24 protein-coding genes and 2 pseudogenes are annotated in these 25,092 nt (G+C 67.1%); 8 read left to right on the top strand and 18 right to left on the bottom strand.

What is annotated here, in order from left to right; genetic code table 11:
* Positions 1 to 40: 40 nt before the first annotated feature.
* The 9 genes and pseudogenes from Amac_RS58080 to Amac_RS55345 all read right to left on the bottom strand — a co-directional run.
* Positions 41 to 325, bottom strand: a pseudogene (locus tag Amac_RS58080) (RHS repeat-associated core domain-containing protein); the annotation flags it as partial.
* A 9-nt stretch (positions 326 to 334) separates the two neighbouring features.
* Positions 335 to 1,408 (bottom strand): integrase core domain-containing protein, encoded by a 1,074-nt coding sequence (locus tag Amac_RS28120; RefSeq protein ID WP_155357418.1) that lies wholly within the window; start codon positions 1,406 to 1,408, stop codon positions 335 to 337.
* A gap of 2 nt (positions 1,409 to 1,410) precedes the next feature.
* Positions 1,411 to 1,704, bottom strand: coding sequence for a hypothetical protein (locus tag Amac_RS28115; protein ID WP_155357417.1), 294 nt, complete (start codon positions 1,702 to 1,704; stop codon positions 1,411 to 1,413).
* 3 nt (positions 1,705 to 1,707) lie between these two features.
* A complete protein-coding gene (locus Amac_RS28110) occupies positions 1,708 to 2,292 on the bottom strand; it encodes a helix-turn-helix domain-containing protein (protein ID WP_155357416.1) in 585 nt (194 codons plus the stop codon).
* Between the two features lie 1,101 nt (positions 2,293 to 3,393).
* On the bottom strand, positions 3,394 to 4,236 hold the full coding sequence (locus Amac_RS28105) for an integrase core domain-containing protein (RefSeq protein WP_218041325.1): 843 nt from the start codon (positions 4,234 to 4,236) through the stop codon (positions 3,394 to 3,396).
* Complete coding sequence (locus Amac_RS55350) at positions 4,146 to 4,388, bottom strand: hypothetical protein (RefSeq protein WP_218041324.1); 243 nt, start codon at positions 4,386 to 4,388, stop codon at positions 4,146 to 4,148. Before Amac_RS55350 ends, Amac_RS28105 begins: the two co-directional genes overlap by 91 nt.
* Before the next feature lie 295 nt (positions 4,389 to 4,683).
* Positions 4,684 to 4,989, bottom strand: coding sequence for a hypothetical protein (locus Amac_RS28100; RefSeq protein WP_155357415.1), 306 nt, complete (start codon positions 4,987 to 4,989; stop codon positions 4,684 to 4,686).
* A gap of 465 nt (positions 4,990 to 5,454) precedes the next feature.
* On the bottom strand, positions 5,455 to 6,195 hold the full coding sequence (locus Amac_RS28095; RefSeq protein ID WP_218041323.1) for an integrase core domain-containing protein: 741 nt from the start codon (positions 6,193 to 6,195) through the stop codon (positions 5,455 to 5,457).
* 196 nt (positions 6,196 to 6,391) lie between these two features.
* Positions 6,392 to 6,808: a hypothetical protein gene (locus Amac_RS55345; protein ID WP_218041322.1), complete on the bottom strand. Its 417-nt coding sequence runs from the start codon at positions 6,806 to 6,808 to the stop codon at positions 6,392 to 6,394.
* A 331-nt stretch (positions 6,809 to 7,139) separates the two neighbouring features.
* On the opposite strand from Amac_RS55345, the pseudogene Amac_RS58075 reads away from it, so the two are divergent.
* Positions 7,140 to 7,331 (top strand): annotated as a pseudogene (locus Amac_RS58075) (helix-turn-helix domain-containing protein); the annotation flags it as partial.
* Positions 7,255 to 7,485 (top strand): winged helix-turn-helix domain-containing protein, encoded by a 231-nt coding sequence (locus Amac_RS58070; protein ID WP_373869849.1) that lies wholly within the window; start codon positions 7,255 to 7,257, stop codon positions 7,483 to 7,485. The pseudogene Amac_RS58075 and the gene Amac_RS58070, both read left to right, overlap by 77 nt.
* Before the next feature lie 309 nt (positions 7,486 to 7,794).
* Here the strand turns inward: Amac_RS58070 and Amac_RS28080 are convergent, their stop codons facing one another.
* The gene (locus tag Amac_RS28080; protein ID WP_170322689.1) at positions 7,795 to 10,158 is read right to left on the bottom strand and encodes a GDSL-type esterase/lipase family protein; all 2,364 of its coding nucleotides are present in this window, start codon (positions 10,156 to 10,158) and stop codon (positions 7,795 to 7,797) included.
* A 343-nt stretch (positions 10,159 to 10,501) separates the two neighbouring features.
* Here Amac_RS28080 and Amac_RS55340 point away from each other — a divergent pair, with 343 nt between their 5' ends.
* The 3 genes from Amac_RS55340 to Amac_RS28070 all read left to right on the top strand — a co-directional run bounded on the left by Amac_RS55340 (position 10,502) and on the right by Amac_RS28070 (position 12,601).
* Positions 10,502 to 11,326 (top strand): hypothetical protein, encoded by an 825-nt coding sequence (locus Amac_RS55340; RefSeq protein WP_218041320.1) that lies wholly within the window; start codon positions 10,502 to 10,504, stop codon positions 11,324 to 11,326.
* Positions 11,290 to 11,694: an integrase core domain-containing protein gene (locus tag Amac_RS55335; protein ID WP_218041319.1), complete on the top strand. Its 405-nt coding sequence runs from the start codon at positions 11,290 to 11,292 to the stop codon at positions 11,692 to 11,694. The genes Amac_RS55340 and Amac_RS55335 overlap by 37 nt, the downstream gene beginning before the upstream one ends.
* 169 nt (positions 11,695 to 11,863) lie before the next feature.
* Positions 11,864 to 12,601 carry a class I SAM-dependent methyltransferase gene (locus Amac_RS28070; RefSeq protein WP_155357412.1) on the top strand — a complete coding sequence of 246 codons (738 nt, stop codon included), beginning with the start codon at positions 11,864 to 11,866 and terminating at the stop codon, positions 12,599 to 12,601.
* 304 nt (positions 12,602 to 12,905) lie between these two features.
* On the opposite strand, the gene Amac_RS28065 is transcribed toward Amac_RS28070, so the two are convergent.
* Positions 12,906 to 13,355, bottom strand: a complete 450-nt coding sequence (locus Amac_RS28065) for a hypothetical protein (RefSeq protein WP_155357411.1) — start codon at positions 13,353 to 13,355, stop codon at positions 12,906 to 12,908.
* The gene (locus Amac_RS28060; protein ID WP_155357410.1) at positions 13,334 to 14,014 is read right to left on the bottom strand and encodes an ArsR/SmtB family transcription factor; all 681 of its coding nucleotides are present in this window, start codon (positions 14,012 to 14,014) and stop codon (positions 13,334 to 13,336) included. Before Amac_RS28060 ends, Amac_RS28065 begins: the two co-directional genes overlap by 22 nt.
* A 118-nt stretch (positions 14,015 to 14,132) precedes the next feature.
* On the opposite strand from Amac_RS28060, the gene Amac_RS28055 reads away from it, so the two are divergent.
* Entirely contained in the window at positions 14,133 to 14,987 is an 855-nt protein-coding gene (locus Amac_RS28055; protein WP_155357409.1) for an AfsR/SARP family transcriptional regulator, read from the top strand.
* On the opposite strand, the gene Amac_RS28050 is transcribed toward Amac_RS28055, so the two are convergent.
* From Amac_RS28050 to Amac_RS28030, 5 genes are all read right to left on the bottom strand, one after another.
* Positions 14,972 to 19,027: a golvesin C-terminal-like domain-containing protein gene (locus Amac_RS28050; protein ID WP_155357408.1), complete on the bottom strand. Its 4,056-nt coding sequence runs from the start codon at positions 19,025 to 19,027 to the stop codon at positions 14,972 to 14,974. The genes Amac_RS28055 and Amac_RS28050 overlap by 16 nt on opposite strands.
* Before the next feature lie 177 nt (positions 19,028 to 19,204).
* The gene (locus Amac_RS28045; RefSeq protein WP_155357407.1) at positions 19,205 to 19,492 is read right to left on the bottom strand and encodes an Ada metal-binding domain-containing protein; all 288 of its coding nucleotides are present in this window, start codon (positions 19,490 to 19,492) and stop codon (positions 19,205 to 19,207) included.
* Between the two features lie 92 nt (positions 19,493 to 19,584).
* Positions 19,585 to 20,202 (bottom strand): methylated-DNA--[protein]-cysteine S-methyltransferase, encoded by a 618-nt coding sequence (locus Amac_RS28040; protein ID WP_155357406.1) that lies wholly within the window; start codon positions 20,200 to 20,202, stop codon positions 19,585 to 19,587.
* Positions 20,199 to 20,690 carry an RNA polymerase sigma factor gene (locus Amac_RS28035; RefSeq protein ID WP_155357405.1) on the bottom strand — a complete coding sequence of 164 codons (492 nt, stop codon included), beginning with the start codon at positions 20,688 to 20,690 and terminating at the stop codon, positions 20,199 to 20,201. The genes Amac_RS28040 and Amac_RS28035 overlap by 4 nt, the downstream gene beginning before the upstream one ends.
* A 35-nt stretch (positions 20,691 to 20,725) precedes the next feature.
* Positions 20,726 to 21,238 (bottom strand): methylated-DNA--[protein]-cysteine S-methyltransferase, encoded by a 513-nt coding sequence (locus Amac_RS28030; RefSeq protein WP_155357404.1) that lies wholly within the window; start codon positions 21,236 to 21,238, stop codon positions 20,726 to 20,728.
* 197 nt (positions 21,239 to 21,435) lie between these two features.
* Here Amac_RS28030 and Amac_RS28025 point away from each other — a divergent pair, with 197 nt between their 5' ends.
* Complete coding sequence (locus Amac_RS28025) at positions 21,436 to 22,524, top strand: M20 family metallopeptidase (RefSeq protein ID WP_155357403.1); 1,089 nt, start codon at positions 21,436 to 21,438, stop codon at positions 22,522 to 22,524.
* Here the strand turns inward: Amac_RS28025 and Amac_RS28020 are convergent.
* Complete coding sequence (locus Amac_RS28020) at positions 22,465 to 23,229, bottom strand: TetR/AcrR family transcriptional regulator (RefSeq protein ID WP_218041318.1); 765 nt, start codon at positions 23,227 to 23,229, stop codon at positions 22,465 to 22,467. The genes Amac_RS28025 and Amac_RS28020 overlap by 60 nt on opposite strands.
* A 294-nt stretch (positions 23,230 to 23,523) precedes the next feature.
* On the opposite strand from Amac_RS28020, the gene Amac_RS28015 reads away from it, so the two are divergent.
* A complete protein-coding gene (locus tag Amac_RS28015) occupies positions 23,524 to 25,089 on the top strand; it encodes a peptide ABC transporter substrate-binding protein (RefSeq protein ID WP_155357401.1) in 1,566 nt (521 codons plus the stop codon).
* Positions 25,090 to 25,092 lie beyond the last annotated feature (3 nt).

Here is a 25,092-nt window from a genome sequence, read left to right as displayed (position 1 = left end):
ATTCGGCCGCCGTGTCGCAGGCGGTGGCCAGGCCGGTGGGGTCTGACAGCCCGATGGGGTTGTTTCCCGCGTATGCGAACGGGTTGGCCCATTGAGGCTTGCGCAGGTCTAAGAGGGGATCAGTGGAAATGAACTTGGCAGCCCGGGGGTCGTAATAGCGGGCTGATAGGTAGGTGAGGCCCGTGGAGTCGTCTTCGATCTTACCGAGGAAGCCGATGTCGGTGAAGGGCAGGTCGTCGGTGCCGCGGCGCTCGCCGAAGGGAAGGTAGCGCTCGCGGGCCTGTGGGGTGCGAAAACCCGGATGTGGCCTCTGGTCTGCGGTTATCCGCCTCGTCTATGCGGCCCGCCGGTACTGATTGATCAGGCCGTCGAGTATCTGCCGGCGCTGCAGACGGACCTGATCGAGATCGCTGGGAGTAGCCAGAACATGTGATGGTTGAGGCGACCGACGGTCTCGTGAACGGTGGGGACGGTGCCGGTTGTAATGCCGTTGGTATGCCTGCAGGACTCGGCGGAGATGGCCTTCACCGTAGATCAGCAGCCGGTCGGTGCATTCCCTTCGAACGGTGCCGACCCAGCGCTCGGCTATCGCGTTGGCCCGCGGTGCGCGAACCGGTGTCTTGATGATGCGGGTGCCGAGTGAGGTGAACACCTCGTCGAAGACCGCCGTGAACTTGGCGTCCCGATCACGAATGAGGAATCTGACGCCCTCGGCCCGATCCCCCAGATTCATGACCAGATTGCGGGCCTGTTGTGCAACCCAGACTCCGGTCGGATGCGCCGTGACGCCCGCGACGTGAACGACGCGGGTGGCGTGCTCGATGAAGAACAGAACGTAGAGCCGCTTGAGGAAGACCGTATCGACGTGAAACAGATCACACGCCCAGATACCCTCGGCCTGCGCCTTAAGGAACTGACTCCAACTCGGTCCAGTGTGACGTGGCGCCGGATCGAGCCCGGCTCTTTTAAGGATGTCGCGAACGGTGCTGGGCGGTACCCGCAAGCCGACGCCGGCCAACTCGCCGCTGACGCGCTGATACCCCCACGTGGGATTCTCCCGGGCCAGGCGCAACACGGCCTCCTGGACCTCCTCGCGGGTAGAGGGACGCCCCGGCCGTTTGGACGGGTAGGTCCACCGGCGCGTCACCAACGCGCGGTGCCAGCGCAGCAACGTCGCCGGGGCGACGAAGAAGACCTCCCACGACGAGCGGGGAAGCAGCCGCGACAAGGCCGCGAGCACGACCCGGTCCCCCGGCTGGAGATCGGGGCGGTTCACTTGACGGCGTAGCACGGCGACCTGATGACGAAGTACCACGATCTCGGCAGCCTTGGCCCGATCACCGCGGCCCAGCAGGACCAGAAGCTGAAAGACACGCCCAAGGATGAGGTAGAGGGAAGACCAGAACACCGTCAGCAGGATGCCCGAGACCTCATCATGCTCAAGCCTCGAACCCCCAAGTCAACCTCGCCAGCTGAGTTTCCGCACCCCACAGGGCTCTTGAGGACCCGAAGGCCGGCGTCGGCGAACACCGCGTCGAAGGCGCCGGTGAATTGGCCGGCACGGTCGCGGATCAAGAACTTCAGCTTCGTCGCGTCCATGTCGGAGTCCATAAGAAGGTTGCGGGCGGCTTGGGCGGCCCATTGGCCCGTGGGGTTTGCTGTGACGGCGAGCAGATAGGTACGGCGGCTGCCGTGTTCGAGCATGACCTAGGCGTAGAGGCGTCTGAGGGCGACGGTGTCGACATGCAGGAAGTCGACGGCGACAATGTGCTCGGCCTGGGCGGTCAGAAACTGCTTCCACGTCGGGCCGCTGCGGCGCGGGGCGGGGCCGATCCCGGCCCGGTTCAGGATGTTCCACACGGTCGAGGCGGCGATCTTGTGGCCGAGGCGGGTCAGTTCACCATGAATGCGCCGGTGGCCCCATCCCGGGTTGTCCGCGGCCATGCGCAGGATGAGGGCCTTGACCGCAGCCGCGGTGCGCGGGCGTCCGGGACGGCGATGTCTGCTGTAGTCCCACTTGTTCGTCAGGAGTTTGCGGTGCCAGGCCAGCAGGGTGGCCGGCGTGACCGGGAAGACCTTCTCCCATCGGGGGTGGGGTATCAGGTGTAAGAGGGCCGCCAGCCACAGGCGGTCGGCTGGTTCGTACCGCACGCTTGGGACCTGACGGCGCAGGACCGCGTTCTGATGGCGAAGCACCAGCAGTTCCGCCTCCTTGGAGGTGTCGCTTCGTAAGAGCAATGCGGGCAATGACAGCAGGCGCCGGGTGACCGCGTACACCGTGGATAAGATCACGAAACATGATCCCAGGGATCCGGACCAGCCGCTCGGCGCCCCTCAATCCTTCCGTCCCACCAGATGAAGGGCTCTGCGCTGACAGTGATTCGAGTTCTTGAGCCCCACAGGATCGGAAACCAGAAGTAGCGATCTTGGATGAAATAGTTGACCGCGACTTCTGCAGACTTCCGACAGAGAATGATCCTTTCCTGCCCTACCTGAGCTCAGGCGTGAAATATTTTTTCATGAAACCCGAGCTGGCCGAAATCCCTCCATACCCATAACGATGAGCCCTTTTCATCCTGAGTAGCGATCGGTTTCGATGACCATACGTTCGAAGTTCATGATGCCCGGCGGCACAGGACAAGGACGTGCCAATGATTGCGGGCCTCAAGGATTAGTCCGCTTGCCCGGCAACTCGGACAATTTGGTGTCGGATACAAGGTCGAGAGCACGCGATCGTGTTTCAGTAAAGCCGGACAGGGTAGCTGATGGTTGCTCGGTGGTTGCTCGTGGGCATGCGATACGGTACAACATCGCGCATCATCATCGGGCATTTTGACGGCGGCAAACCTGGATGGAATGATAGAAATAGATAGCCTGCGGCACTAAATGGCACTAAGAAATTCGTCTTTTAATCCGTAGGTTCAGGGTTCGAATCCCTGGCGCCCCACCACCTTTGACCCCATTTGCCCGGTGGTTTCTCCCGGTTTGGGGCCTCAGCGCTAAGGCGAGACCACAAGATGTTGCTCATGGGCACGGACTGGGCACACCCCGCAGCCCCCTGAAGATCGTTAAGACGCCCCACACTAAGTCAGACCCATCCGACGATCATGAGAACACCCGTGAAGCCGGCCTTGAGGGGCTCGATCTTTCCCGGACAGCATGTTCACCGGTCAAGGCTCGGTCAATGCGCCGAGGCCGGGGGAACTTCCTTCAGGATGGCAGCCGTTTTGATAGGTCCTACCGGAACGGATCGTTGTGCTTGTTCGTTGTACCGCTTCAAAACTCATCGCATAGGGCCTGAGCTGGGAGTTCTCTGGAGCGGCTACGCAGCTCGGTGATACTCGTTGATCAGCCCGCCGAGTACCTTTCGACGCTCGATCCGCCCCTCCAGCGTTACGGCAGTCCGCTCATCATGATCAGGTCAGGTGGTAGCTGCGCGCGGGACTGGTGGGGTCGGTGGCCGTTGTAGTGATCGGCATACTCGGTCAGCACCGACCGCAGGTGCCGTTCGCTGTAGATCAGCACGCGGTCGGTGCACTCAGCCCGCACGGTGCGCACCCACCGTTCGGCGTAGCAGTTCGCCCGCGGCGTCCGCGGTGGCGTCCTCACCACCCTCACACCCTCGCCGGCGAAGACCTCATCGAAAACGCCGGTGAACTTGGCGTCCCGGTCCCGGATGAGGAAACGAAACACGCCGACCTTCCCGCCGAGGTCCACGAGCAGGTTGCGGGCCCGCTGGGCCGTCCAGGCGCCGGTGGGATTCGCGGTCACGCCCAGAATATGCACGCGTCTCGTTGCCACCTCGATGACGAACAGCACGTACAGGCGCCTCAAGGAAATCGTGTCGACGTGGAAGAAATCGACGGCCAGCAACCCTTTCGCCTGAGCACGCAGGAACGTCCGCCAGGAGGTGTCGATGTTTCGCGGAGCCGGATTCGAGCGGCCAGCTCGCAGGATCCGCCGCACGGTCGCTTCGCTGACCCGATGGCCAAGCCGGATGAGCTCGCCATGCACCCTGCGGTATCCCCATCCCGGGTTCTCCCGCGCCAGCCGCACCACCAGATCCCGGACCTCCCCGCTTGCCCTCGGACGACCAGGCCGGTTCGGATACGTCCAGGTGCGTTGGACCAGGCGGCGATGCCATGTCAGCAGCGTGCCCGGGGTGACCAGCCGATGAGCCCGCAGTCCCGTCGGCAGCAGCCGGTCAGCGCGGCCAGCACCGCCCGATCGGCCCAAACCGGGCTCGGCCAGGCGACCTGACGCCGCAGCACCGCCACCTCATGCCGCAGCACCATGATTTCGACATCCTTGGACGCCTGGCTGCGACCCATTACCACCAGCCAGCCGAACACCCGAACCGTGATCAGATAGAGCAGACGAAGAGACACAAGCCGCGATCCTGCCCATGCCGCCGCCTCACGTCAAACCCCAGGTCAAGCGCCCCGCGACGAATTTTGAAGCGGTACAGGCATGGCTTCAAACCGCGTCCATTCCGACCCAACCCCCGCACGGCACATCGCCCACACCGCTCGGCACCGAGCCACCCTGACCTGAGACGAGCAAGGTCAGCTTTGCTCACACCGGAGGGATACGTTCAAAGACGGGCGGGCACTGCTACGGATCGGCCTCCGCTGCGGACAGCGGGGCTACCCTGCCCCGCTGCCCGGCAGAGGCCGAGCTTGATCAGTCGACGCACATCGCGTGGTGAGTGGACTGGAAGACCCACGTGCCGCCGCCCGGGGAGACATAGGTCGATAGGGTGGAATAGGTCCCAGGGGTGCAGTCGTGGCCGACCGCGAGGACGGCCGCCCGGGCCCGCTGTTCGGCCGCCGCCAACCCGGCCGCGTAGGTGTTGCCCGCCCCCACGGCGGTGGCGTTGCGGGGAGTGTCATAGCCGTCGGCGTGTGCGGCCACGGGCGTGGTCGCCAGGCCGGCCGCCACTACCGCTGAGACGAGGCCGAGCCGGCGGAGCCAAGTAACTTTTTGCATGCTTCTCCTACATGGACAGAACATTTGATCGGCTGAGGATAATTTTCAAACGGACCGAGGTAAAGACGGTATTGACCACTCGGTCACCAGAATCTGGCTCATCATGCTGTTTCTCGTGGTGGAGCATGTAATTTACAGCCGGACGAAGCTTCCGCCGAGGTGGCCCGCTATGCGGTCGAAACAGTGGACGCGGTGGTGGCGGATCTATCAACTCCCACTCCTCGGCGAGTTCGACCCCCCACTGCCGGGTGTCTATCAGGATGTAGAAGGCGACCTTGGGATTCTTCGTCGACATCCCGAGCCGATACCCCCGCCGCTCGACATGACGAGCAAGCCCCTGCAAGACAGCGAAGACACGCGGAAGCAATTCCGGAGAGACGCGGATACGCGACGGATCTGCGGTCAGCACCTCGCGTGGGGTGCGAAAACCCGGATATGGCCACTGACCTGCGGTTATCCGCCCGCCTATGCTGCCCGCCGGTACTGGTTGATCAGGCCGTCGAGTACCTGTCGGCGTTGCAGGCGGACCTGATCGAGATCGCTTGGTGGAGCCGAGGCATGTGGTGGTTGAGGCGGCCGACGGTCTCGTGCGCGATGGGGACGGTGCCGGTTGTAATGCCGTTCGTATGCCTGCAGGACGCGGCGGAGATGACCTCTATCGTAGATCAGCAGCCGGTCGGTGCATTCCCTTCGAACAGTACCGACCCAGCGCTCGACTATCGCCTTGGCCTGCGGGGCGCGAACCGGTGTTTTGATGACGCGGGCGCCGAGTGAGCTGAACACCTCGTCGAAGACCGCGGTGAACTTCGCGTCGCGGTCGCGAATGAAGAATCTGATGCCCTCGGCCCGCTCGCCCAAATTCATGACCAGGTTGCGGGCCTGCTGAGCAACCCAGGCTCCGGTCGGATGCGCCGTGACGCCCGCGATGTGAACCACGCGGGTGGCGTGCTCGATGAAGAACAGAACGTAGAGCCGCTTCAGGAAGACCGTGTCGACGTGGAACAGATCGCACGCCCAGATGCCCTCAGCCTGCGCTTTGAGGAATCGGCTCCAGCTCGGGCCGGTGCGACGTGGAGCCGGACCGAGTCCGGCTCTTTTGAGGATGTCGCGTACGGTGCTGGGCGGTACCCGAAGACCGATACCGGCCAGTTCGCCGCTGATGCGCTGATACCCCCATGAGGGATTCTCCCGGGCCAGGCGCAACACCGCCTCCCGGATCTCCGCGCGGGTAGAGGGACGCCCCGGGCGTTTGGACGGGTAGGTCCACCGGCGCGTCACCAGGGCACGGTGCCAGCGCAGCAACGTCGCCGGGGTGACGAAGAAGACATCCACGACGAGCGGGGAAGCAGCCGCGACAGGGCCGCGAGCACGACCCGATCCTCCGGCTGGAGATCGGGACGGTTCACCTGACGGCGCAGCACGGCGACCTGATGACGAAGCACCACGATCTCGATCGCTTTGGCCGATCACCGCGACCCAGCAGGACCAGGAGCTGAAAGACACGCCCGAGAATGAGGTAGAGAGAGGACCACAACACCGTCAGCAGGATGCCCGAGACCTCATCATGCTCGAGCCACGATCCCCAGGACGGATTCTCCTTGACCAGACGCAGGACCAGCGCGCGAATAGAGCGGACGGTGGGCGGACGCCCAGGCCGCTTGGGCCGACAGGTGCGGGCGTGCCGCTGCTTCACCAGATCGCGGTGCCGGCGCAGGATCGTGTCCGGACGGACAACAAGCCGCACCTGGCGCAGGACCTGCCGGGGCAGCGAGGTCAGGAGCGCGGCCAGAAAGATGCGATCCTCCGGAGCGAATCTCACCCTCCTGCCGGTACCAAGTTGCCGTTCCAGGACTGCGATCTGGTGGCGTAGTGCGAGGATTTCAGCGTCCTTGTCCCGATCTCCTGCCGGCAGCAGCCGCAAGGCAGCGAAGGCGTTCGTGACAGTGAGATAGGCCAGCCGAAGAAACACAGTCGATCATCATGCCGCTCTCGGCTCCTCTTGTCCTACCCAGGGTGTGCATAGGCCAGGAAGAGCAGGACAAGCCCACGACCTGCCCGGATGGCATTATCGGCAACCACAGTACTCACAGCTTGAATTCGTAGAGTCATGGAGTCGTGACGGCCCGCCGTTGCTGGTGTACGACCGATGCATGCGGTGCGGGCAACGAGGCGGGTACACCCCCGCCGAGCAGGAACGACGGGAACAAGTGCGGTTACAGGCGGCCGAGCGGTTCGAGGATGGGCACAGCACCAGGATCATCGCTCATGAGCTGCGGATCCACGAGCGGACGGTGGCCCGATGGCGCAAGACCTGGCGGGAGGGCGGCATCGAGGCGCTGCGGTCCAAGGGGCCGGTGTCCCGGGCCAGGGGTCAAGACGCTGATCGGCAGGCTGTTTCACATCGGCTACACCGTCGAAGGCGTCGGCAAGCTGCTGCGACGGCACGGCTGGTCGGCGGCAGCCACCGCGGCGGACCTGGGCGCCAGCGACATGTGATCCGCTCGATGAGTCGGATCGACTGGGCCGTCTGTTCCGGCTCGGTAACCATCGCGTCAGCGGGGCCGGAAATGGAGTCCAGCCCGCATACGGCCGGAAGCTGCCGGTACCCGGTGATACGCGGCAGCCCGAACGCCGTCTCCAACGCTGGGAGATCAGCAGGAAGATCTGCCAGGCCCATGTCGATCGATCGACTCGGCGGCGGTGCGGCCTGGCTGTGCGCGCCGGCGAAGTCGCCGGAGGCTGCCAGGCCGCACTCACACTCTTGCGGCGACCATCTGGACCGGGCCGTGGCCCGTGGGACGGTTTCTAGTTGCCGCCGCGGTTCAGCCAGGCCCGGACTGAGCCGCCGTCGTAGACGACCAGATAGTCGGCTTTGCCGTCACCGCTGATGTCGGCGAACTGGACGTACGGGCGGGGGTAGTTGGACGCGTAGGCCCAGTTGTAGCGGGCCTGGAAGCTACCGTTGCCCCCACCACCGCGGTTGAGGAAGGCGTGCACCGAGCCGTCTCCGCCGACCTGCAGGTAGTCGGCCCGGCCGTCACCGTCGCCGTCGGCGAACCGGACGGCATCCAGCGATGAGCCCTGGGTGCCGCCGGCCCAGTTGAGCCACAGTCCCCAGTCTGGGGGCTGTGGCTCGCTGCCCACTTGCGCGCTGTTGGGGTCCCACATGTTCCGGTACACGTGGACCGCGCCCTCCGCGCCGACCCGCAGGATGTCGTCGCGCCCGTCCCCGGTGACGTCCGCGAAGCGGAGGTTGTCCCGGCTGAATGACTCCTCGCGGAAGACGATCCCCCAGTGGAGGAATTTAAGCTTGTTGTCCAGCCCTGGGAAGTTGATGTAGGCCCGTACCTTGCTGTCGGAACCGACCAGGAGGTAGTCGTCGCGTCCGTCCCCGTTGAGGTCGGCGAACCGCACCTCATCCCCATTGACATCGATCGGTGCGGACACGTCGCTCGTTGCCGGGGCGTACGTGCCCACGTCCACCCAGTGGGGTTGCCCAGGGGTGCCGACGGTGTTCACCGCTGCGCGGAACCTGCCATCTGCGGCGACCTGAAGGTAGTCGGCCCGCTGGTCGCCATTGAGCTCGGCGATGATCGTGCGGCCTATCCTGGTACCGTATCCGGGCGCGATCACGCCCAGCGCGCGCCATCCCTCGCCGAGAGCCGTCTCGCCGGTCCCGATGGTAGAGCCCGTCCCCGGGTCGTCGTCGATGGGAGATTCCGTCGGGTTGCAGCCGTTGGCCGCCTGCTCGGGCAGCGGGTTCTGGATCCAGCCGTTGGCGTTCGCCTGTAGTACGGCGCTGTACCAGGCGTCGGCCATCTTGGCGTAGCCGGCGTCCGTCGGGTGTGCGTCGTTCTCCAGTCCGTCGCTGACCAGCACCCGGCTCATGTCCACCAAAAGTACGTGCTTGCCCTCGCTTTGCAGGTCCTCCACCATGCCGGGCAGCGCCGCGTTGTATGCGTCGATGCGCGGCTGCAGCCCGGCCTTGCCGGTCGGGATGAGCTGGGCGACCAGCACCGTGGCACGTGGTGAGTGCGTCAGCGCCTGGTTGATCAGCTTCTTGAGCCGGGTGGGCGCCTGCGACAGGTTGTAGTTCTGGTTCATGTCGTTGGTGCCGGCGTGCAGGGTGATCACGTTCGGCTGATACCGCGGCACGCTGCAATAGGCGAAGGCCGCGATCTCGCCGATCCGATCGCCCGGGTGACCCTCGTTGTCGCGGTCACTCATCGAGCCGGCCTTCACCGACCCGACGAAGTCAACGTCGGGCGCGCTGGCCTTCAGGTAGGCGTACAACTCGTCGCGGTAGCCGTTTCCGTCGGAACTCTCCACGCCGTAGGTGATCGAGTCTCCGAGCGGCATCACCCGCAGCATGGCCGGAACCCTGACCCGGGAGACCGCGTCGGCGAGGTTCCTGCCGACGTCCACGAGGAACTCGCCCGCAGCCGCGCAGCCCTCCCTGAAGGTCGCCCACCCGGCGGACAGCCGCTCACCCAGCCGGACGAGCGCCTCCCCCAGTCGTTCGATGTGACCGGGCAGCACTTCCTTGCTCCAGGTATTGACGCCGCCCTCCCAGGCGGCCCCCCCGGCAGCCAGGAGGATCGACTGGGCGAGCGTGTTGGCCCACGCCTTGCCGTCCTTGAGGGTGCCGTCGATGGCCTGAATGATCATACCCCGCGTCATGCCACCGAAGAAGTTGCCGATGACGACACACATCACGGCCGCCTCGGGGAAGAAGCCGACGCAGATGGACCGCACCACCAGCCCGGTCAGCACCCCCGCGGCCGCGGCCAGAATCTGGGCCCACCACGAGGCGTTCGTGAGCGGCTCACCGCCGTCGACGCGTATCGCGATGCCGGTATCCGTGATCGACAGTTGCCCGTCGAAGTCGGGAAAGTCGTTGGGGTCGCCGCCGCCCCCTGGCGGCATGCTATTCGTATATTCCTGAAAGTCCTCGCGGATGGTGTCGCTGAGGCGCGGGTTACGGCCCTGCGTCTCAGCGAGGATCTCGCGCATCTGGTCCTGGTCGTAGCCGGATGCGTCCAGCTCCAGGGTGACGGACTCCTCCGCCATGACCACGGAGAAATTCCCGACGGAGCCACTCGGCACGGCGAACCGTGGCCCCGCCGCCGCTGTCGCCGGGGGTGTCAGGCCCAGTAACAGAGACACCACGATGGACATGATCAAGGCCACACGGCCAGTCGTTCTTCGCGTATTCACGCATACCTCCATATTCGGGGCTGATCATCTCCAGCCCGGACAAGAACGGCGTGAACCGCCCATGAACACTCGCGGATGGTCATGACGACTTGTAAGAAATATCCCTTGAGTTCCTCGGAGCCTCTTTGGCTGCTCTAACCGCAGGACCTGGGCTTATGTGCTGGCACTCCGGCTTGTTCAGGAGTTGATGAGACTTCAGGGATTCTGAAGACCTATCGTCCTGGGCGTTCGTCTTGCTGTGAGGGTGAAGGCGAGGTGCCCGGAGTTGGCGCTGGCGGTGGTGAAGGATCTTCGAGTGGCGCGTGCCCCGGCCACCGCGGAGGACCTGGAGGCGTTGGAGACCGACGTACTGGCGGGTTTCGTGCTGGCGCGGGCGGCGGCGGGGCTGTCGGACGGGACGATCTCTTCGGACGTGATGCATCTGGAGCAGGTCCGGGCATGGTTCGGCCGGCCGCTGTGGGAGATGGAGCCCGGTGACGCCAACGTCTACTTCGGCAAGGTGCCGCGGAGCACGGCGAAGGGGACGCGGCTGTCGCGGGCCCAGGCGTTGAAGACGTTCTTCCTATTCCTGGAGCTTCGGCACAAGGTCGAGATCCACCAGATGACCGGCCGGGTGATCGAGTGCCCGATCGACGAGATGAACCGGCCCCGCGGCCGCCAGCAGGCCAAGCTGCGCATCCCGCCGACCACCGAGCAGATCGGCAGACTGTTCGCCGGATGGCGTCGGCCGATCAAGACATTGATTGTGCGGATGGCGCGGGAGAATCCGGCGTGGGGGCGTCGGAGAATCCAAGGCGAGCTGGTCCGCTTGGGTTACGTGATCGCAGCATCTGCGGTGTGGGAGATCCTGCATGCTGCGGGTATCGAGCCAGCGCCTCGCCGGGCCGGGCCGACTTGGCGGCAGTTCCTGGCCGCTCAGGCTCAAGCGATCATCGCGTGTGACTTCCTCGTGGTGGAGACGGTACTGCTCAAGCGGCTGTATGTGCTGGTGTTCATCGAGCACGGGACCGGAAACTACACCTGGCCGGCGCAACCGCGCACCCGACCGGTGCATGGGCTGTGCAACAGGCTCGCAATCTCACCATGGACCTGCGTGATCGCATTGGCACGCTGCGGCTGATCATCCATGATCGCGATCCGCTCTTCACCGCCGCGTTCGCGGAGGTGTTCAGGGCTGAAGGTATGCGGATCATTAGGACGATGCCGCGAACGCCGAGGATGAACGCCGTCTGCGAACGCGTGATCGAAACGCTCCGCCGTGAGCTCCTGGACCGGATCCTCATCCTTGGCGAGCGGCACCTGACTCGGGTGCTCCGCGAGTACCTGATCCACTACAACGGCCATCGGCCGCACCAAGCCAGACAACAACGACCCCCTGATACCGAAGCCCAGCACACTCAGGACCCAGCCGAGCTCACCGACCTGCGATCCATCCAGCGAGAAGCAGTCGTCACAGGCATGATCAGCGAATACCGTCACGCGGCATAACCGCAGCTCAGTACACGTAACTCAATATTCGAGCGGCACACCGTTCACGGTGATTCAGCGGAAGATCTGGTGTCTGAATGGCGTAGCATCATATATTTCGATATATCGACTCGATACATTAGGTTGGCGGGCTGCCACATGACCTGCCGCCGGAGATGGAGGCAGTCTGATGTCCAGCGCGCACTTGTATGACGCCATCGGCGCTACCTACACCGTGACGCGGCGCACCGAGCCGCGGATCGCCGAGCAGATCTGGACCGCGCTCGGCGATGCGCGGACCGTGCTGAACGTTGGGGCCGGCACCGGGTCCTACGAGCCTCCCGGCCTCGACGTGACTGCGGTAGAGCCATCGGCGGTCATGCGGGCGCAGCGCCCCGCAGGGGCAGCGCCGTGCGTCGATGCCACCGCGGAGAGTCTCCCGTTCGAGGACCAGTCCTTCGACGCCGCGATGGCTTTCGCTACCATCGAACACTGGCAGGACCCGATCACGGGCCTGCGCGAGATGCGGCGTGTCGCTCGCCGCGTGGTCGTGTTCACCTGCGACGCCAGTGACGCCGAGCTCTTCTGGCTGAATCGTGACTACCTGCCGGAGTTCGCCGGCCTCTGGGCTGGCCGGCCTTCGCTGACCGAGCTGGTCGGTGCGATCGGAGCTCGGACCGAGCCGGTGCTCGTTCCGTGGGACTGCGCTGACGGCTTCTACCACGCCTTCTGGCGCCGGCCCGAGGCATACCTGGACGAGCATGTCCGCCGTGGAATGTCGATCTGGGCCAGGGTCGGCCCGGATGCCGAGCAGCGGGCAGTGCACAGCCTCCGTGATGACCTCGCATCCGGCCGGTGGGCCGCGCGCAACCGCGACCTCTCCGGCCTCGACGCGGCAGAGTTCGGCCTGCGCCTGCTCATCGCCTGATCCCGCCATAGTGCCGGGTCGCGGACCAACGTGTTGACGGTGATTCAGCAGGAGATCTGGTGTCTGAGCAAGCTGGCAGCGGGCGGTCGGGGTTGCCGGTGGAGGGGTTCGAGGATCTCCGACGACGTGAAGCGTTCGTCGGTGTGCCGGCTGGGGATCCGATCCTGCTGGCCCGCCTGCGCTGTGCTCGGCGTCGGATTGGTAGCGGCCTTCCCTCTGCGCGATGTCTTCGATCCGTTTGTCAGATTTTTGGCAGACGAAAAGGCTCGGCCGCGTCGAGCGACCGAGCCTTCACGTGATCCCGCTAGTCGACCCAGCCGGCGCAGTTCCATGAGGCGGCTCCGGGTTCGGGACCATAAGGGTCGCCGTAAGCCCAGCAGGCGTGGAACCGCTCGTCACCGTCCGAGGGCCGCGAGGGTACGGTCGCGGTGTCGATCTCGGCGTAGCTTCTCCAGAGGGTGTACGCGGACTGCTTGTGCGTGGTCAGCCAGCCGTAGCTGCCCCACAGCTGCCGCTCGACCTTCACCCAGACCTGCGGGCAGCAGTGCGCGTCGTTGCTCAGGGTGAGGTGTCCCTTGCGCGTGCTGCAGCTGGTGCCGCGGACGTGCACGCTGAGGGTGCCGTAGGCCTTGTAGCTGCCGTTGACCATGCTCGAGCACGCTCGCGCGCTCGCGGGCTGGGCGGAGGTCAGCGGGAGGGCGATGCCGATGAGGAGTGCGATCGCCGTCGAGATCATTGATCGTGTGAGTCGCATAGCCGTAAGAGTCGATCAGCGCCCTGGCTCGGAGAAGACCTTTGCGCGGTAACGCAAAGGGGTCCGTCGAGGAGCCTGCGGCCCAGTGGGGTGAGGTCGTGCAGGACAGCGGGACCGCAACGGGTGGTGGTGATCAGGCCCGCCTGCCGGAGGGTCTTGGTGTGCCTGCTCATCGCGGCGAGCGAGGTGTGCAGCCTGGTGGCGAGTTGCGTCGTGGAAGCGCTGTCGCGCAGGGCGGCGAGGACGGCGGCGCGGGTGCCGCCCATGAGGTCGGCGAGTGAGTCCCCCGGGTCGGTGATCGCGTCCCGGCGGTGTTCGGGCGCAATCGGGTAGACCAGGACTGGCGGCAGGTCCTGCTCGACGAGCGGCAGGGGCGTCGCGCCGCAGCAGAACGACGGCACCAGCCGCAGGCCCCGGCCCTGGAGGTGCAGGTCACGCTCGACCGGGTAACGCACCTCCAGCACCGGCGCGCGCCAGCGCATCAGCGGTTCGAAGCCACGTAGCAGCGCCTCGACGCCCCCGGCGAGCAGCGCGCCGACGCGGGCCGCGACGTCGGCCTCGACGCTCGCGCGGATCAGATCGTCGTGGTGGCCGGCGCGCGGCGCGGTCGCCAGGCGGGTTCGTGCGATGTCCTCGGCGGTGAAGTGAATTCGCAGCACGACTCAGAGCTTCGGCAGCCCGTCTTGACACGGCCTTGCCGCTGCCGGTCGAGACCGGCGGAAGGGTTCTACCTGGGTCTATACCTCAGCTATACCGAGGTGTCGGACTCTCGTAATCATGCCGAATCGAGGTTGGGAGTTCCGGGTGCTGGGGCCGGTCGAGGTGGGGCAAGGGGACACGACGATCACGCTCGCCAGGCGCGCCCAGCGCTGCCTGCTGGGCCTGCTGCTGCTCGACGCGGGACGGGTCGTCCCGGTGGGCCGGTTACTGGAGCTGCTGTGGGACGACGACCCGCCGGTCAACGCCCGGGGCATCCTGCACAGCCACGTCGCCCGGCTGCGCGGCACGCTCGACCCCGACCGGACGGGGTCCCGGGGGTTCCGGCTGCTGCGCCAGGGTGACGGCTATCTGGCCGAGACCGACGTCGGCGCGGTCGACGTCCACCGGTTCCGGGACCTGGTCGGGCGGGCCCGCCGGTCGGCTGGGCCGGGTGGCCGGTCGCGGCTGCTCACCGACGCGCTGGCCTGCTGGCGAGGGCCGCTGCTGGCCGACGCCGCGACCGATCGGCTGCGCGACCGGCTGGGGGTCGGGCTGGAGGAGCTGCGGCTGGCCGCGATCGAGGCGCGCGCGGAGGCCGAACTGGAATGCGGGCGGCACCGGGAGCTGCTGCCGGAGCTCGCCGATCTGGTGCGGCAGCATCCGCTCAGGGAGCGGCTGATCCGGGCGTACATGATCGCTCTCTATCGCGACGGCCGCCGGCCGGACGCGCTGGCGGGGTATCGCCGAGCCCGCGGCGACTTCGTGCGGGAACTCGGCCTGGAGCCGACCAGGGAGCTCCACGAGTTGCACGACCGGATGGCTCGCGCGGACCCCTCGCTCCACTTCGAGCCGTCGAAGGCGTCCGCGCGGCGGTGGTCATGGCGGGGCGCCCCGTCCGGGACGCCCCGCGCTCCCGGCTACCAGCCGGTGTAGTTCACCTCAGAGCTGCGGAGGTGGTCGCCGAACACGGTGGCGAACTCCTGCGCCCCTCTCTTGGTGGGGTGGAACGAGCTGCGGCTCGCGCAGCGGACTCCGTCGCCGAGACAGCCGGTCCAGACATCGGTGAAGTCGCCGGGGCCGGTCTTGTTGAACATCAGGGCGTTCACCCATCGGTCGGTGCCGCACACGCCGTGGCCCTGGAAGGCGGACATGGGGTCGGCGAAGGACACCTCGAACCCGTTGTTCTTCAGCCCCTGCACCGTCTTGCGCGCCTCGGTGGCGAAGAACGCGCTGGACCGGCCGAGCACGCCCACCGCCTCGACGCCGAACTGCCCGCACATCGTCAGCGGCGGGGACGTGCCGGCGATGTCCGGATATCCCATGAGAACGATCTTCGCCTTCTTGCCCCGGGACGGGTTCTTGTTGTCCGCATCGAACTCGATCTCCTTGAGGATGTTCGCGACGTTCGCCTGGTCTCCCAGCGTCACCCGAGTGTTGAGCGTTTCGAGGATGTTGGTCCGCAGGTCGTTCTCGAAGCTGCCCTGGCGACATCGGACGCCGAGGATGCAGTCGAGGATGACGCCGGACCAGCCCGCGTCGTTGGCGCCCAGCGTGAGGGCGACCAGGGTCGTGTTCTTCGTCAGGAAGCCGCCGTTCAGCTGCGCCGCCTCCCGGAACCGGCCCTCCGCGCTGTCCCGGTAGTCCGACCAGGAGCCGATCGGGTTCTGCATGTACGCGTACTGCCCCACGGTCAGGTCCCGAGTGGTGGCGCCGGAGCAGGCCACGAACGAGAAGTCGAGCTTCGGATCCCAGGAGTCGGCCAGCTGGCCGATGGTCTGGGTCTCGCCCGGCAGGACCGTCTGGCGGATCCAGGCGTCCTTGCTGCGGCGGCAGGCGTTCCAGCGTGGCGTCTTGTACTCGAAGTCGGTCTCCGGGTAGTAGTTCCCGACGCCCTCACCGGAGGTGATGGAGTCGCCCATGGCGACCACGAAGTGCTTGGGCCGTTTCGCGAGCACCTGGAAGGCGATCGCGTCCCAGGAGATGGCCGCCGAGCCGTCGCCCTCGTTGTTCAGGTTGGTGAGCGACACCTTCGGTTTCTGGGCCCCCTTGAACTCGAAGACGCCCAGGTTGTACCACTCGTTCGCCTCCCGGCTCTGGTTCAGGGTGCGGTACTCCGCGGAGCCGTCGCCGATGTGGATGGTGTAGGGGGCCTGCTGGGTCTCCGCCCGTCGTTTCGGGATGTGGACGAGGACCCGGGCCCACCCGTTGATGTGCTGGTCGAGCTCCCAGGTGCCGGTCACCTTCATCACGTCGCCGTTGCGCAGGCCCATCCGCGTGTACGCGAACCACTCGTGCCCGCCGAATCCGCTGCCGAGCTGCTGGAAGTCGGCCCTGGCGGGCACCCGCCCCGCCGAGTCCTGGGCGAACTCGAAGCTCAGCGTGCCGTGGTTGTCCCACCCGGCGTTGTTGCAGCCGCCGCGGATCGCGTACTGCTTCCCGTCGTCGACGATCAGGACGTTCTTCGTGTCCCCGCTGATGTACGGCAGCCCGGGCGTGTGGCAGGAGTACCAGTGGTCCTGCGGTTCGGCGCGTTCCGTGCCGCCCCAGGTCGAGTCGTACCGCAGCGACGCCTCGTTGCCGCAGGCCGACGGGCAGTCCTTCCACTCCTTGGGCAGGTGCCACCAGCATTTGGAGTCGGACCGCAGGCAGGTGCCGCGCCCGTTGCCTGTCGACGGCGGCTGGCACTCGTTGCCGGGCGCGCAGAAGGTGTTGTTGTCGACGATCCCCGTGTTGGAGATCGTCGGCACGATCATCGTGCGGGCGCCGTCGCTGGTCCACCACGCGTAGTTGTAGCCGCCCTCGGTGACGTTCTTGTTCTGGGCGGCGTCGAAGTAGGTCTTGGTGATCGGCCACGCCGCCCAGCCCAGGACCTTCTCCTGGTAGGGCCAGTCCTGCGGGTGCGCCGCGTCGGCGTAGCTGTTGTTGTCCAGGAACGGGCGGCGGTCCTGCCGGTAGGACGGGTTGGCGGGGTTGTTCAGCCAGCCCACACCCCACGCGCCGAGGTTCGGCGTGCCGTTGCCGTCGATCTTCCAGGCGTCGGCCTTGGAGTGCCAGCCGGAGTTGTACGCCCAGACGGCGAGATACCAGTTCTCGATCTTCGACGGGTCACCGTTGTGGACCTTCGCCACCCCGTTGGTGTCGGTCCAGATCTCGTTCCACTTCTGGGCCAGGGTCGACATGCCCGCCGCGATGTTGGTGACGTAGTCGAGCGCCACCCGCTTCTGCTTGGCGGCGCTCCAGAGGGACCCGTCCTTGCGCATGTTGTCGGTCTGCTGCGAGATGCCGTAGCCGCAGTCGGCCCGGCCGAAGTCGACGTCCCAGTCGTTGGCCGGGTTGTCGTCGTAGATGTTGACGCCGTAGTAGTTGCCGACCAGCGGGTTCCCGGTCTCGCCCTCCAGCACGCTGCGCTGGGCCTGCCACAGGTTCGACTCCTGCGCCAGGATGCCGAACATGATCGACACCGGGATGCGCCCGCCGCCCTGCAGGTCCGGGATGGGGAACTCGGTCTGCGGGTTCCACGCGGGCAGCCCGGAGCCCTTCCAGCCGGTCGGCCGGGTCACGGTCAGCCGGTTCTTGAAGACGAGCTGGTCCACGGCCCACTCCACCTGCCGCCAGTGCGGCTGGTAGACCTGCGTCGCGGGGTCGTTGCGCGGGACGGCGCACGTGTATCCGGTGTCGACGGTCCCGGAGACGGCCGTGGTCACGGCGGGGCCCGCCGGTCTGAGGGTCAGCGCCAGTTTGGGGTTGGTCACGCGTCCGGAGGCCGCCGACGGGGCGAGGTCGGCGCCCGGCTGCACCTGGAAGCCGACGGCGCTCTTGGTCGTGACGACCTGCGCGGCGATGTCGACGGGCTCGGCGTCCGGCACCTCCGTGCCGGCACCGGAGCGGTCGTCGCCCTGGGCGGTGGCGTCCGGCGGTCCGGCGGGCGGGGCGCCGGGTCCCGCGCGCAGGCCGCGCCGGGCCGCCGCGGTGACGGCGAGGCCGCCCTCGGAGGAGATGTCGGCCGCCGCCGGGGCGTCCAGGAGTGACACGCCCTGCGGCAGGGCGCCCTGCCGGTCGGCCCGGCCGACGAGGAAGACGCGGCCGTTCGTGCCGGCCTGCACCGTCAGTTCGCCCAGCGGGCCGGACGCCAATTCGCGGGTCTCCCCGCGCAGGTACTGCCGGACCTTGACCGACGCACCGTCGCGGGTGGCGAAGGCCACGCCGCCGTCGGCGGTCGCGCGCAGGTCGAACGGCACCGAGTCGGTGGCCGCGAGCTGGGTGAGCTCGCCGCCCGCCCGCACCTCCACGAGCCGCGCCCCGTCGGCCGCCACCACCGTGTCCCCCACGGGGACGGCCGAGGTGAGCTGGCCGGTGGCCACGACGGCCCGGGTCACGCGCTTGGCGGCGGTGTCGACGGTGAGCAGGCGGGTGGTGCCGTGCTGCTCGCTGACGCCCTGCGTGAGCGCGACCGTGTCACCGGCGCCGCAGCCCGGGTTGAAGTAGGCGAGCGTCACCTGGTCTCTGAGCTTGGTGACGGCGCCGGTCTTGGCGTCGATGATCGCGGCGAAGGCGCCCCGGCTGAACAGCCAGTCGCGGTTGGTGAAGTAGCGCGGCGCGTAGACGGCCACGATCTTGGTGCCGGATCCGGTGAGGCAGGCGTTGCCGATCCACTGGTCGGTGTCCATGCCGGGCTCGGTGAGGGTGGCGACGGTCCGCCACTGGTAGCCCGTGGCGGCCGTCGCCGTGAACACGTGGAACCCGGTCGCGTCACCGGCCGTGGTGACGGCGAGGTCGTTGGACTTCTGCCAGTTCGCGCCCAGCACCCGGTCGCGTAACTCCGGCTGGACGGACGACAGTTCGAGATGCTGCGGCGGTGAGGTCGGGGCGGGCGCCGGTGGCTCGGCCAGCGCGGGGGTCGCGGGGGTGAGCAGGGTGGCCAGACTGGCGGCGATCGTGGCGCCGATGAGGAGCAGCCGCCGGGGGTGTCTCATATCCGGGAGCATCGGCAGGCCGCCTTGACACGGCCTTGCCATCGCCTACTGGCGGATGCCGAGATCGGTGAGGATGTCGCGCGAGCCGGGGGCCGGCAGGCCGCGCCAGTCAGCGTGGACGTGGCGTACCCCCGATTCCATCAGGGTCGGCGCGTCCACCTCCGGCAGGCGCAGTGGTCACGGTTTCCGTGATTCGCCCCGGTCGTGCGCAGCCTTCCAGGCCGCGTAGCGGTCGTTGCAGCAGGTGCCGCAGGGGCGGTAGCCGGCGGCGATCGCTGTGGCCTCGTCGGCGAAGAAGACGCGGTGTTTCACGTAGCCGCCGCGGGCGATGGCGCGCAGCGCCGCCGGGCAGTCGAGCCGACCGTAGATCCGGCTGCCGTGGTGGCCGCCCCATTCGCCCTTGACGGGGGACGAGAAAGTGCGGCCGTTCGGTCCGGTGAGCGTGTAGCTCTTCGCAGGGTTCATGCGGCGTCGTGGAAGACGAGGGCCAGAGTGTGGCGCTGACCGGAGCGGATGGCGGTCGCGCCACGGATCGGTCCGGGGCTTGGTGGTGGGGGTCATGCTGCGGCCTCCAGGTTGAGCAGGGTGGTCTTGGCGTCGAGGCCGCCGATGTAGCCGCCGAGGGCGCCGTCGGCGCGGAGCACGCGGTGGCAGGGAACGACGACGGGGAGGGGGTTGGTCGCGCAGGCGGTGCCGACGGCGCGGACGGCCTTCGGGTTGCCGACGAGCTCGGCGACCTGCCGGTAGCTGCGGGTCTGCCCGTAGCCGATCTCGGGCAGGTGCCGCTGTACGAGCTGCCGGAACCCGTGCGACAGCGACAGGTCGAGGGGCAGATCGAACGCCTTCCGGCGGCGGTCGAAGTACTCGTCGATCTCGCGGGCAGCGTCGTCGAGTCGGCGGGGTGCGCGCAGGACGCGGGGGCTGATCTTCTGCGCCAGAGTCTCCAGCACGCGGTCGTGGTCCTCGTTCGCGTACGCGACCCGGACCAGGCCCTTCGGGGTTGCCGCGAGAAGCAGCTTCCCGACCGGGGAGTCGATGGTGGTGTACGCGACGTCCACGAGCCCGTTGGCCTCGGCGTCGCGTACGAGCCGGGCGTGGAGGCGGGCGAGGGTGTCAGGGTCGATGGGCGCCGACAGCACGCTGAGAGTGTCGTCATCGGGTCGGATGTCGCTCATGAGGATGCTCCTTTCGGGTGTGCGCCCGGATAGTTCTTTCTGAGGTTGTTCAGCCCGTCGGCCGCGGCTCTTCGGGCCGCGTCGACGGTGCCGCCGAGGATCGCCGCGATCTCCGCGTGCGACATCCCGGCGAGGTATCGGAAGGTGATGGCTTGGCGCTGCTTGTCGGGCAGCTTCGCCACCGCGTCCCAGAGGTTCGTGTCGTCCGCTCCGGGGATGCCGAGGTTGGTCGGCGCCTCGGGGAGGGCTTCGATGGTCAGCGGGGTCCGTTTCGCGGCCCGGTGCACGTCGATTGCCTTGCGGCGGGCGATGGTCACGAGCCAGGCTTCCACGTTCGCCGTGTCCGGCAGGTCGGGGTAGGCGCGCATTGCTGACAGGAAGGTCTCCGACCAGGCGTCGTCGGCGTCATGCACGCCCAGGAGTGCGCGGCAGACGCGCAGCACGGTGGTGCCGTGCCGCGCGACCACCTTCTCGAACGCTTGTTTCATCTTCATCCCATTGAAATCGCTGGACGCAGGCTCCGTCAGAACAACCGTCCGGCGCGGACCTGGACGGGCTCCTCGAGCTCCAGCAGTGCCTGCTTGCGCTTCAGTCCGCCGGCGTAGCCGGTGAGGGACCCGTTCGCGCCGAGTACTCGGTGACACGGCACGAAGATGCACAGCGGGTTCGCGCCGACCGCCTGACCGACGCGGTAGGCGAGGGTGCGGTCGCCGAGTCGTTCCGCGATGCGCCCGTAGGTCGTCGTCTCGCCGAACGGGATCTCGTTCACAATGCTCCACACCGCCTGCTGGAACGTGTCCCCCTCCGCTCGCAGCGGCAGGTCGAAGCCACGCCGGCGGCCGTCGAGGTAGGCCGCCAGCTGCGCGGCCGCCTCGGCGAGCAGCGTGTCGTCGGCGTTCGCGACCGCGGGACCGAACGTCTCCTGCGCGGGGCGGCGGATGTGGTGCCGGAAGTACAGGCCCGTGACCGCGTCGTCGCTCGCGACGATCGTGACCGGCCCAAGGGTGGTGTCCACCACCGTGTGGCGAGTCCTCATGTCGGTTCCTTTCGCTCTCTCTGCTGTGAAGACGCGCGGGTCGCCCTGAACGTGAGATGCCGTGCGTGTTGAATACGTCGCGGTCGAGGGAACTTCCCAGTGTCTCTGTCCTCTGTGAGATGGGCGTCGTTAGCGAAGAATGATGGCCATGTTGCCAGCCCTTGATGTAGTCAATGTGCATGACTACAGTTCTGGCCATGGATCATGCCTTGTTGTGCGAGCGCCTTTCCGCCCTGGTGGCCGTCGAGTCGCCGTCCGGCCACAGCGAAGGGCTGGAGCGCTGTTACGCGCTGATGCAGTCCTGGGGAGAGCCGCTGCTCGGCAGGCCGGCGGAGATCGTCGAAGTACGCGGAACGCCGCACATGCTGTGGCGTGCGTCCGGCGAAGGTGGGGTGCTGCTGCTTGGTCATGTCGACACGGTGTGGCCACTCGGCACGACCGCCCGCCGTCCGTTCCGCATCGAGGGCGGCCGCGCGTACGGTCCGGGTGTCTTCGACATGAAGGCCGGGCTGGTGGCGGCATTCGCCGCGCTCGCCGAGTGTCGTGATCCTGCCGCGGTGAGTGTTCTGATCACCGGCGACGAGGAGGTCGGCTCTCCGACCTCGCGGGCACTCGTCGAAGACGTGGCCGGTTCCCGCGGTGCCGTACTCGTATTGGAGCCAAGTCAGGCAGGGGCGGTCAAGACGGCCCGCAAGGGTGGTTCGTTCTACAGCATCGACATCACCGGCAGGGCGGCCCACGCCGGGTTGGAGCCCGAACGCGGGGTGAACGCGTTGCTTGAGCTTGCGGCGCAGGTCTTGGCCGTATCGGCACTGGCCGACCCCGAGCGCGGCACCACGGTCACCCCGACCGTCGCGCGCGCGGGCACCACCACGAACACCGTGCCCGCGCAAGCGCACCTGCGCGTGGACGTCCGCGCCTGGGACCTGGCCGAGCTGACGCGGGTTGACGAGCGAATGCATGCGCTCTCCTCCAGCGTCCCGGGGACGGCGGTCCGGGTCGACGGCACGATCAACCGCCCGCCGCTGGAGCCCGCGGGCTCCCGGGAGCTGTACGCGACGGCCCGCAAGGTCGCGGCCGATCTCGGCCTGCCCGAACTCGACGAGGTGGCGGTCGGGGGAGCGTCGGACGCGAACTTCACGGGCGCGCTCGGAATCCCCACCCTCGATGGGCTCGGCCCGCTGGGCGACGGCGCGCACGCGGAGCACGAGTGGGCCGATATGGCCTCACTCGCCGAGCGAGCGCTCCTCGTCGCCGGACTGCTCGACGCGTTGACGCGCCCGTGACCGTTCGGCGCGCACCTCGATCGCGTCGAGCATCATCTCCAGGCCGATGTCGAAGGCGCCCGGGCCGCCGAGGCTCGGGAGCCGCTCCGCGTAGTGGGCGATCGTGGGGTACGAGTCCGGGTCGAGCTGGCGGTATTCCACCTGCCAGGCGAGCTCGTCCCTGCGCCGCACCTCGGGGTCGAGCGCGTGGACGGCCGCCTCCAGGCTCGCCACGGCGCGCACGAAGTTGCCGAGAGCGCGCTGCACGAGCGCCACCTCGTCGTCGTCGACTCCGGCACGCCGTACGGCGTCCAGAGTGAACTCGACGTTGGAGAACTCCACCGGACGTCGCGTGGTGCGCATGACCATCTGCTGCGCGAACGGCGCGTAGCGGAGGTAGTGCTCGCGCACCCGCTGGGAGATCGCCCGCAGATCGGCACGCCAGTCGTCGGTAGGTGTGAGGGTGCCACCGTATGACCGGGCCCTCAGGCCGTCGACCAGCTCAAGAAGCAGTTCGTCCTTGTCCTTGAAGTGGCGGTAGAGCGACGTCGGATGTGCCTCAAGCTCGGCTCCAAGCTCCTGGAAGGTCAACCCGTCCAAGCCATCCCTCAAGGCGATCTTCTCGGCGGCCGCGAGGATCATCTCCCTGTTGAGGCTGTCGCGGGCGCGGCGCGGCCGGGTCTCCCCCTTTGACCGATTCTCCTTTGACTGGCGTGCTGATGCCACCAAGAGCCTCCCTCGTCGACCAAAAGCCACCGCTGGTGCACGCATTTTCGCACCGGCTGACCGCCCTGCCGGACTTCAGCATAGTCAATGAGCATGACTAGAAACATGCCTAAGGCCCTTGCCTGGTGCCTGGCTTGCCCATACTCTCCCTTCATCACCTGCCAGAAAGGTCAGAGTATGAGCACTCGGATCAGACTCGGAGCCGCAGGGCTTACGGTCCTAGCTCTCACAGCCGCGTGCACGAGTGGGGGAGGCGGCCCGAGCCAGGGTTCCAGTGATCGCCCGTCCACGACCATGACGGTGCGTCAGGGCGGGAGCATCGTGATCGGCGCCGAACAGGAACCGGACTGCACCGACTGGATCGCGAGCTGTGCCGGCTCGATCTGGGGCACCTTCATCATGGACATCCCGACCATTCCACGGGTGTTCGAACCCAAGAAGGTCAATGGCGCGTGGACGCCGGTGGCCACGAACGTCATGGCATCGGAACCCGAGCTCACGGCAGGTCCGCCGCAGAAGATCACCTACCGGATCAACCCCGACGCGGTGTGGTCGGACGGGCAGCCGATCACGTCGGCGGATTTCGAGTACACCGCGCTGGCGATCCGCGACGGCAAGGATGTGCTGAACCGGACCGGGTACAGCCACATCGCCAAGGTCGACACACCTGATCCGAAGACCGCCGTCGTCACCTTCTCCACCCCCTACGCGAACTGGAAGGGCTTGTTCAGCGACAGCAGCGGGCTGCTTCCCAGCCACCTGCTCGCCGACAAGGACCGCAGCGCGCTGATGAAGGACGGCTATTCCTGGAGCGGCGGCCCCTGGAAAATCGAGTCTTGGACGAAGGGGGCCTCGGTCGTCCTGGTGCCGAACGAGAACTACTGGGGGGAGAAGCCAAAGCTGGACAAGGTCACCTTCCAGTTCACCGCCGACACCGCGGCGGCATTCCAGGCATTCAAGACCGGCCAGCTTGACGCCCTCTACCCCACACCGCAGCTCGACTCCATCGACCAGATCCTGAGCGGGCTGCCCAACGCCGACTCGATCGTCGATCCCGAGTCCGGCAACCTCGAAGCCGTCTGGTTCAACAACACCAAGCCCCCCTTCGACTCCGTGACGTTCCGCCAGGCCGTGTCGTACGCGCTGGACCGCAAGGCCATCGTCACCCGCCTGTACGGCGCGCTCGGCGTCACCGAACCCGCCCAGAGCGCGCACACCCCGCTCGTCGGCCGCTACGGGGCCACCGATTTCGCGCAGTACGCCCCCGACCTCGGCAAGGTCGGCACCCTGATGCAGGGCGACGGATGGGCCAAGGGATCCGACGGCATCTGGGCGAAGGCGGGAACCCGGGCGAAGTTCACCGTCAGCACGATGACCGGCAACAAGCGTCGCGAGCTGACCGAGCAAATCCTGCAGGAACAGCTGCGGACCGCCGGTTTCGAGCTCACCATCGACAACACCTCGGCCGGGGATCTGTTCGCCAGCAAACTCCCCAAGGGCGACTTCCAGATGGGCCTGTGGACCCTCGTCGACACCTTCCCCCAACCCTCGCTTGAGGCATCGTTCTCCTCAAGCGCGATCCCCACCGCCGCCAACGGCTACTCCGGGCTCAACATGTCGCGCATCGACGTGCCCGGTCTCGACCAGGTGCTCGACACCGCGGCGTCGACGCTTGAGGAGGACAAGCGGATCGAGGTGTCGCGGCAGGCCGACAAGCTCCTGGCCGACTCGGCCGCCTTGCTGCCGCTCGACGTGATCCCCAACATCCTGCTGTGGAACCGCAAGATCGGCGGGCCGTTGGCCATCGACCCGGCCCGTGGTCCGTTCTGGAACCTCGCCCAGTGGGGCCTGGTGGGCTAAGAG

This window comes from Acrocarpospora macrocephala, from assembly GCF_009687865.1.
GTDB lineage: Bacteria > Actinomycetota > Actinomycetes > Streptosporangiales > Streptosporangiaceae > Acrocarpospora > Acrocarpospora macrocephala.
This window is presented reverse-complemented; position numbering and strand designations above follow the sequence as displayed.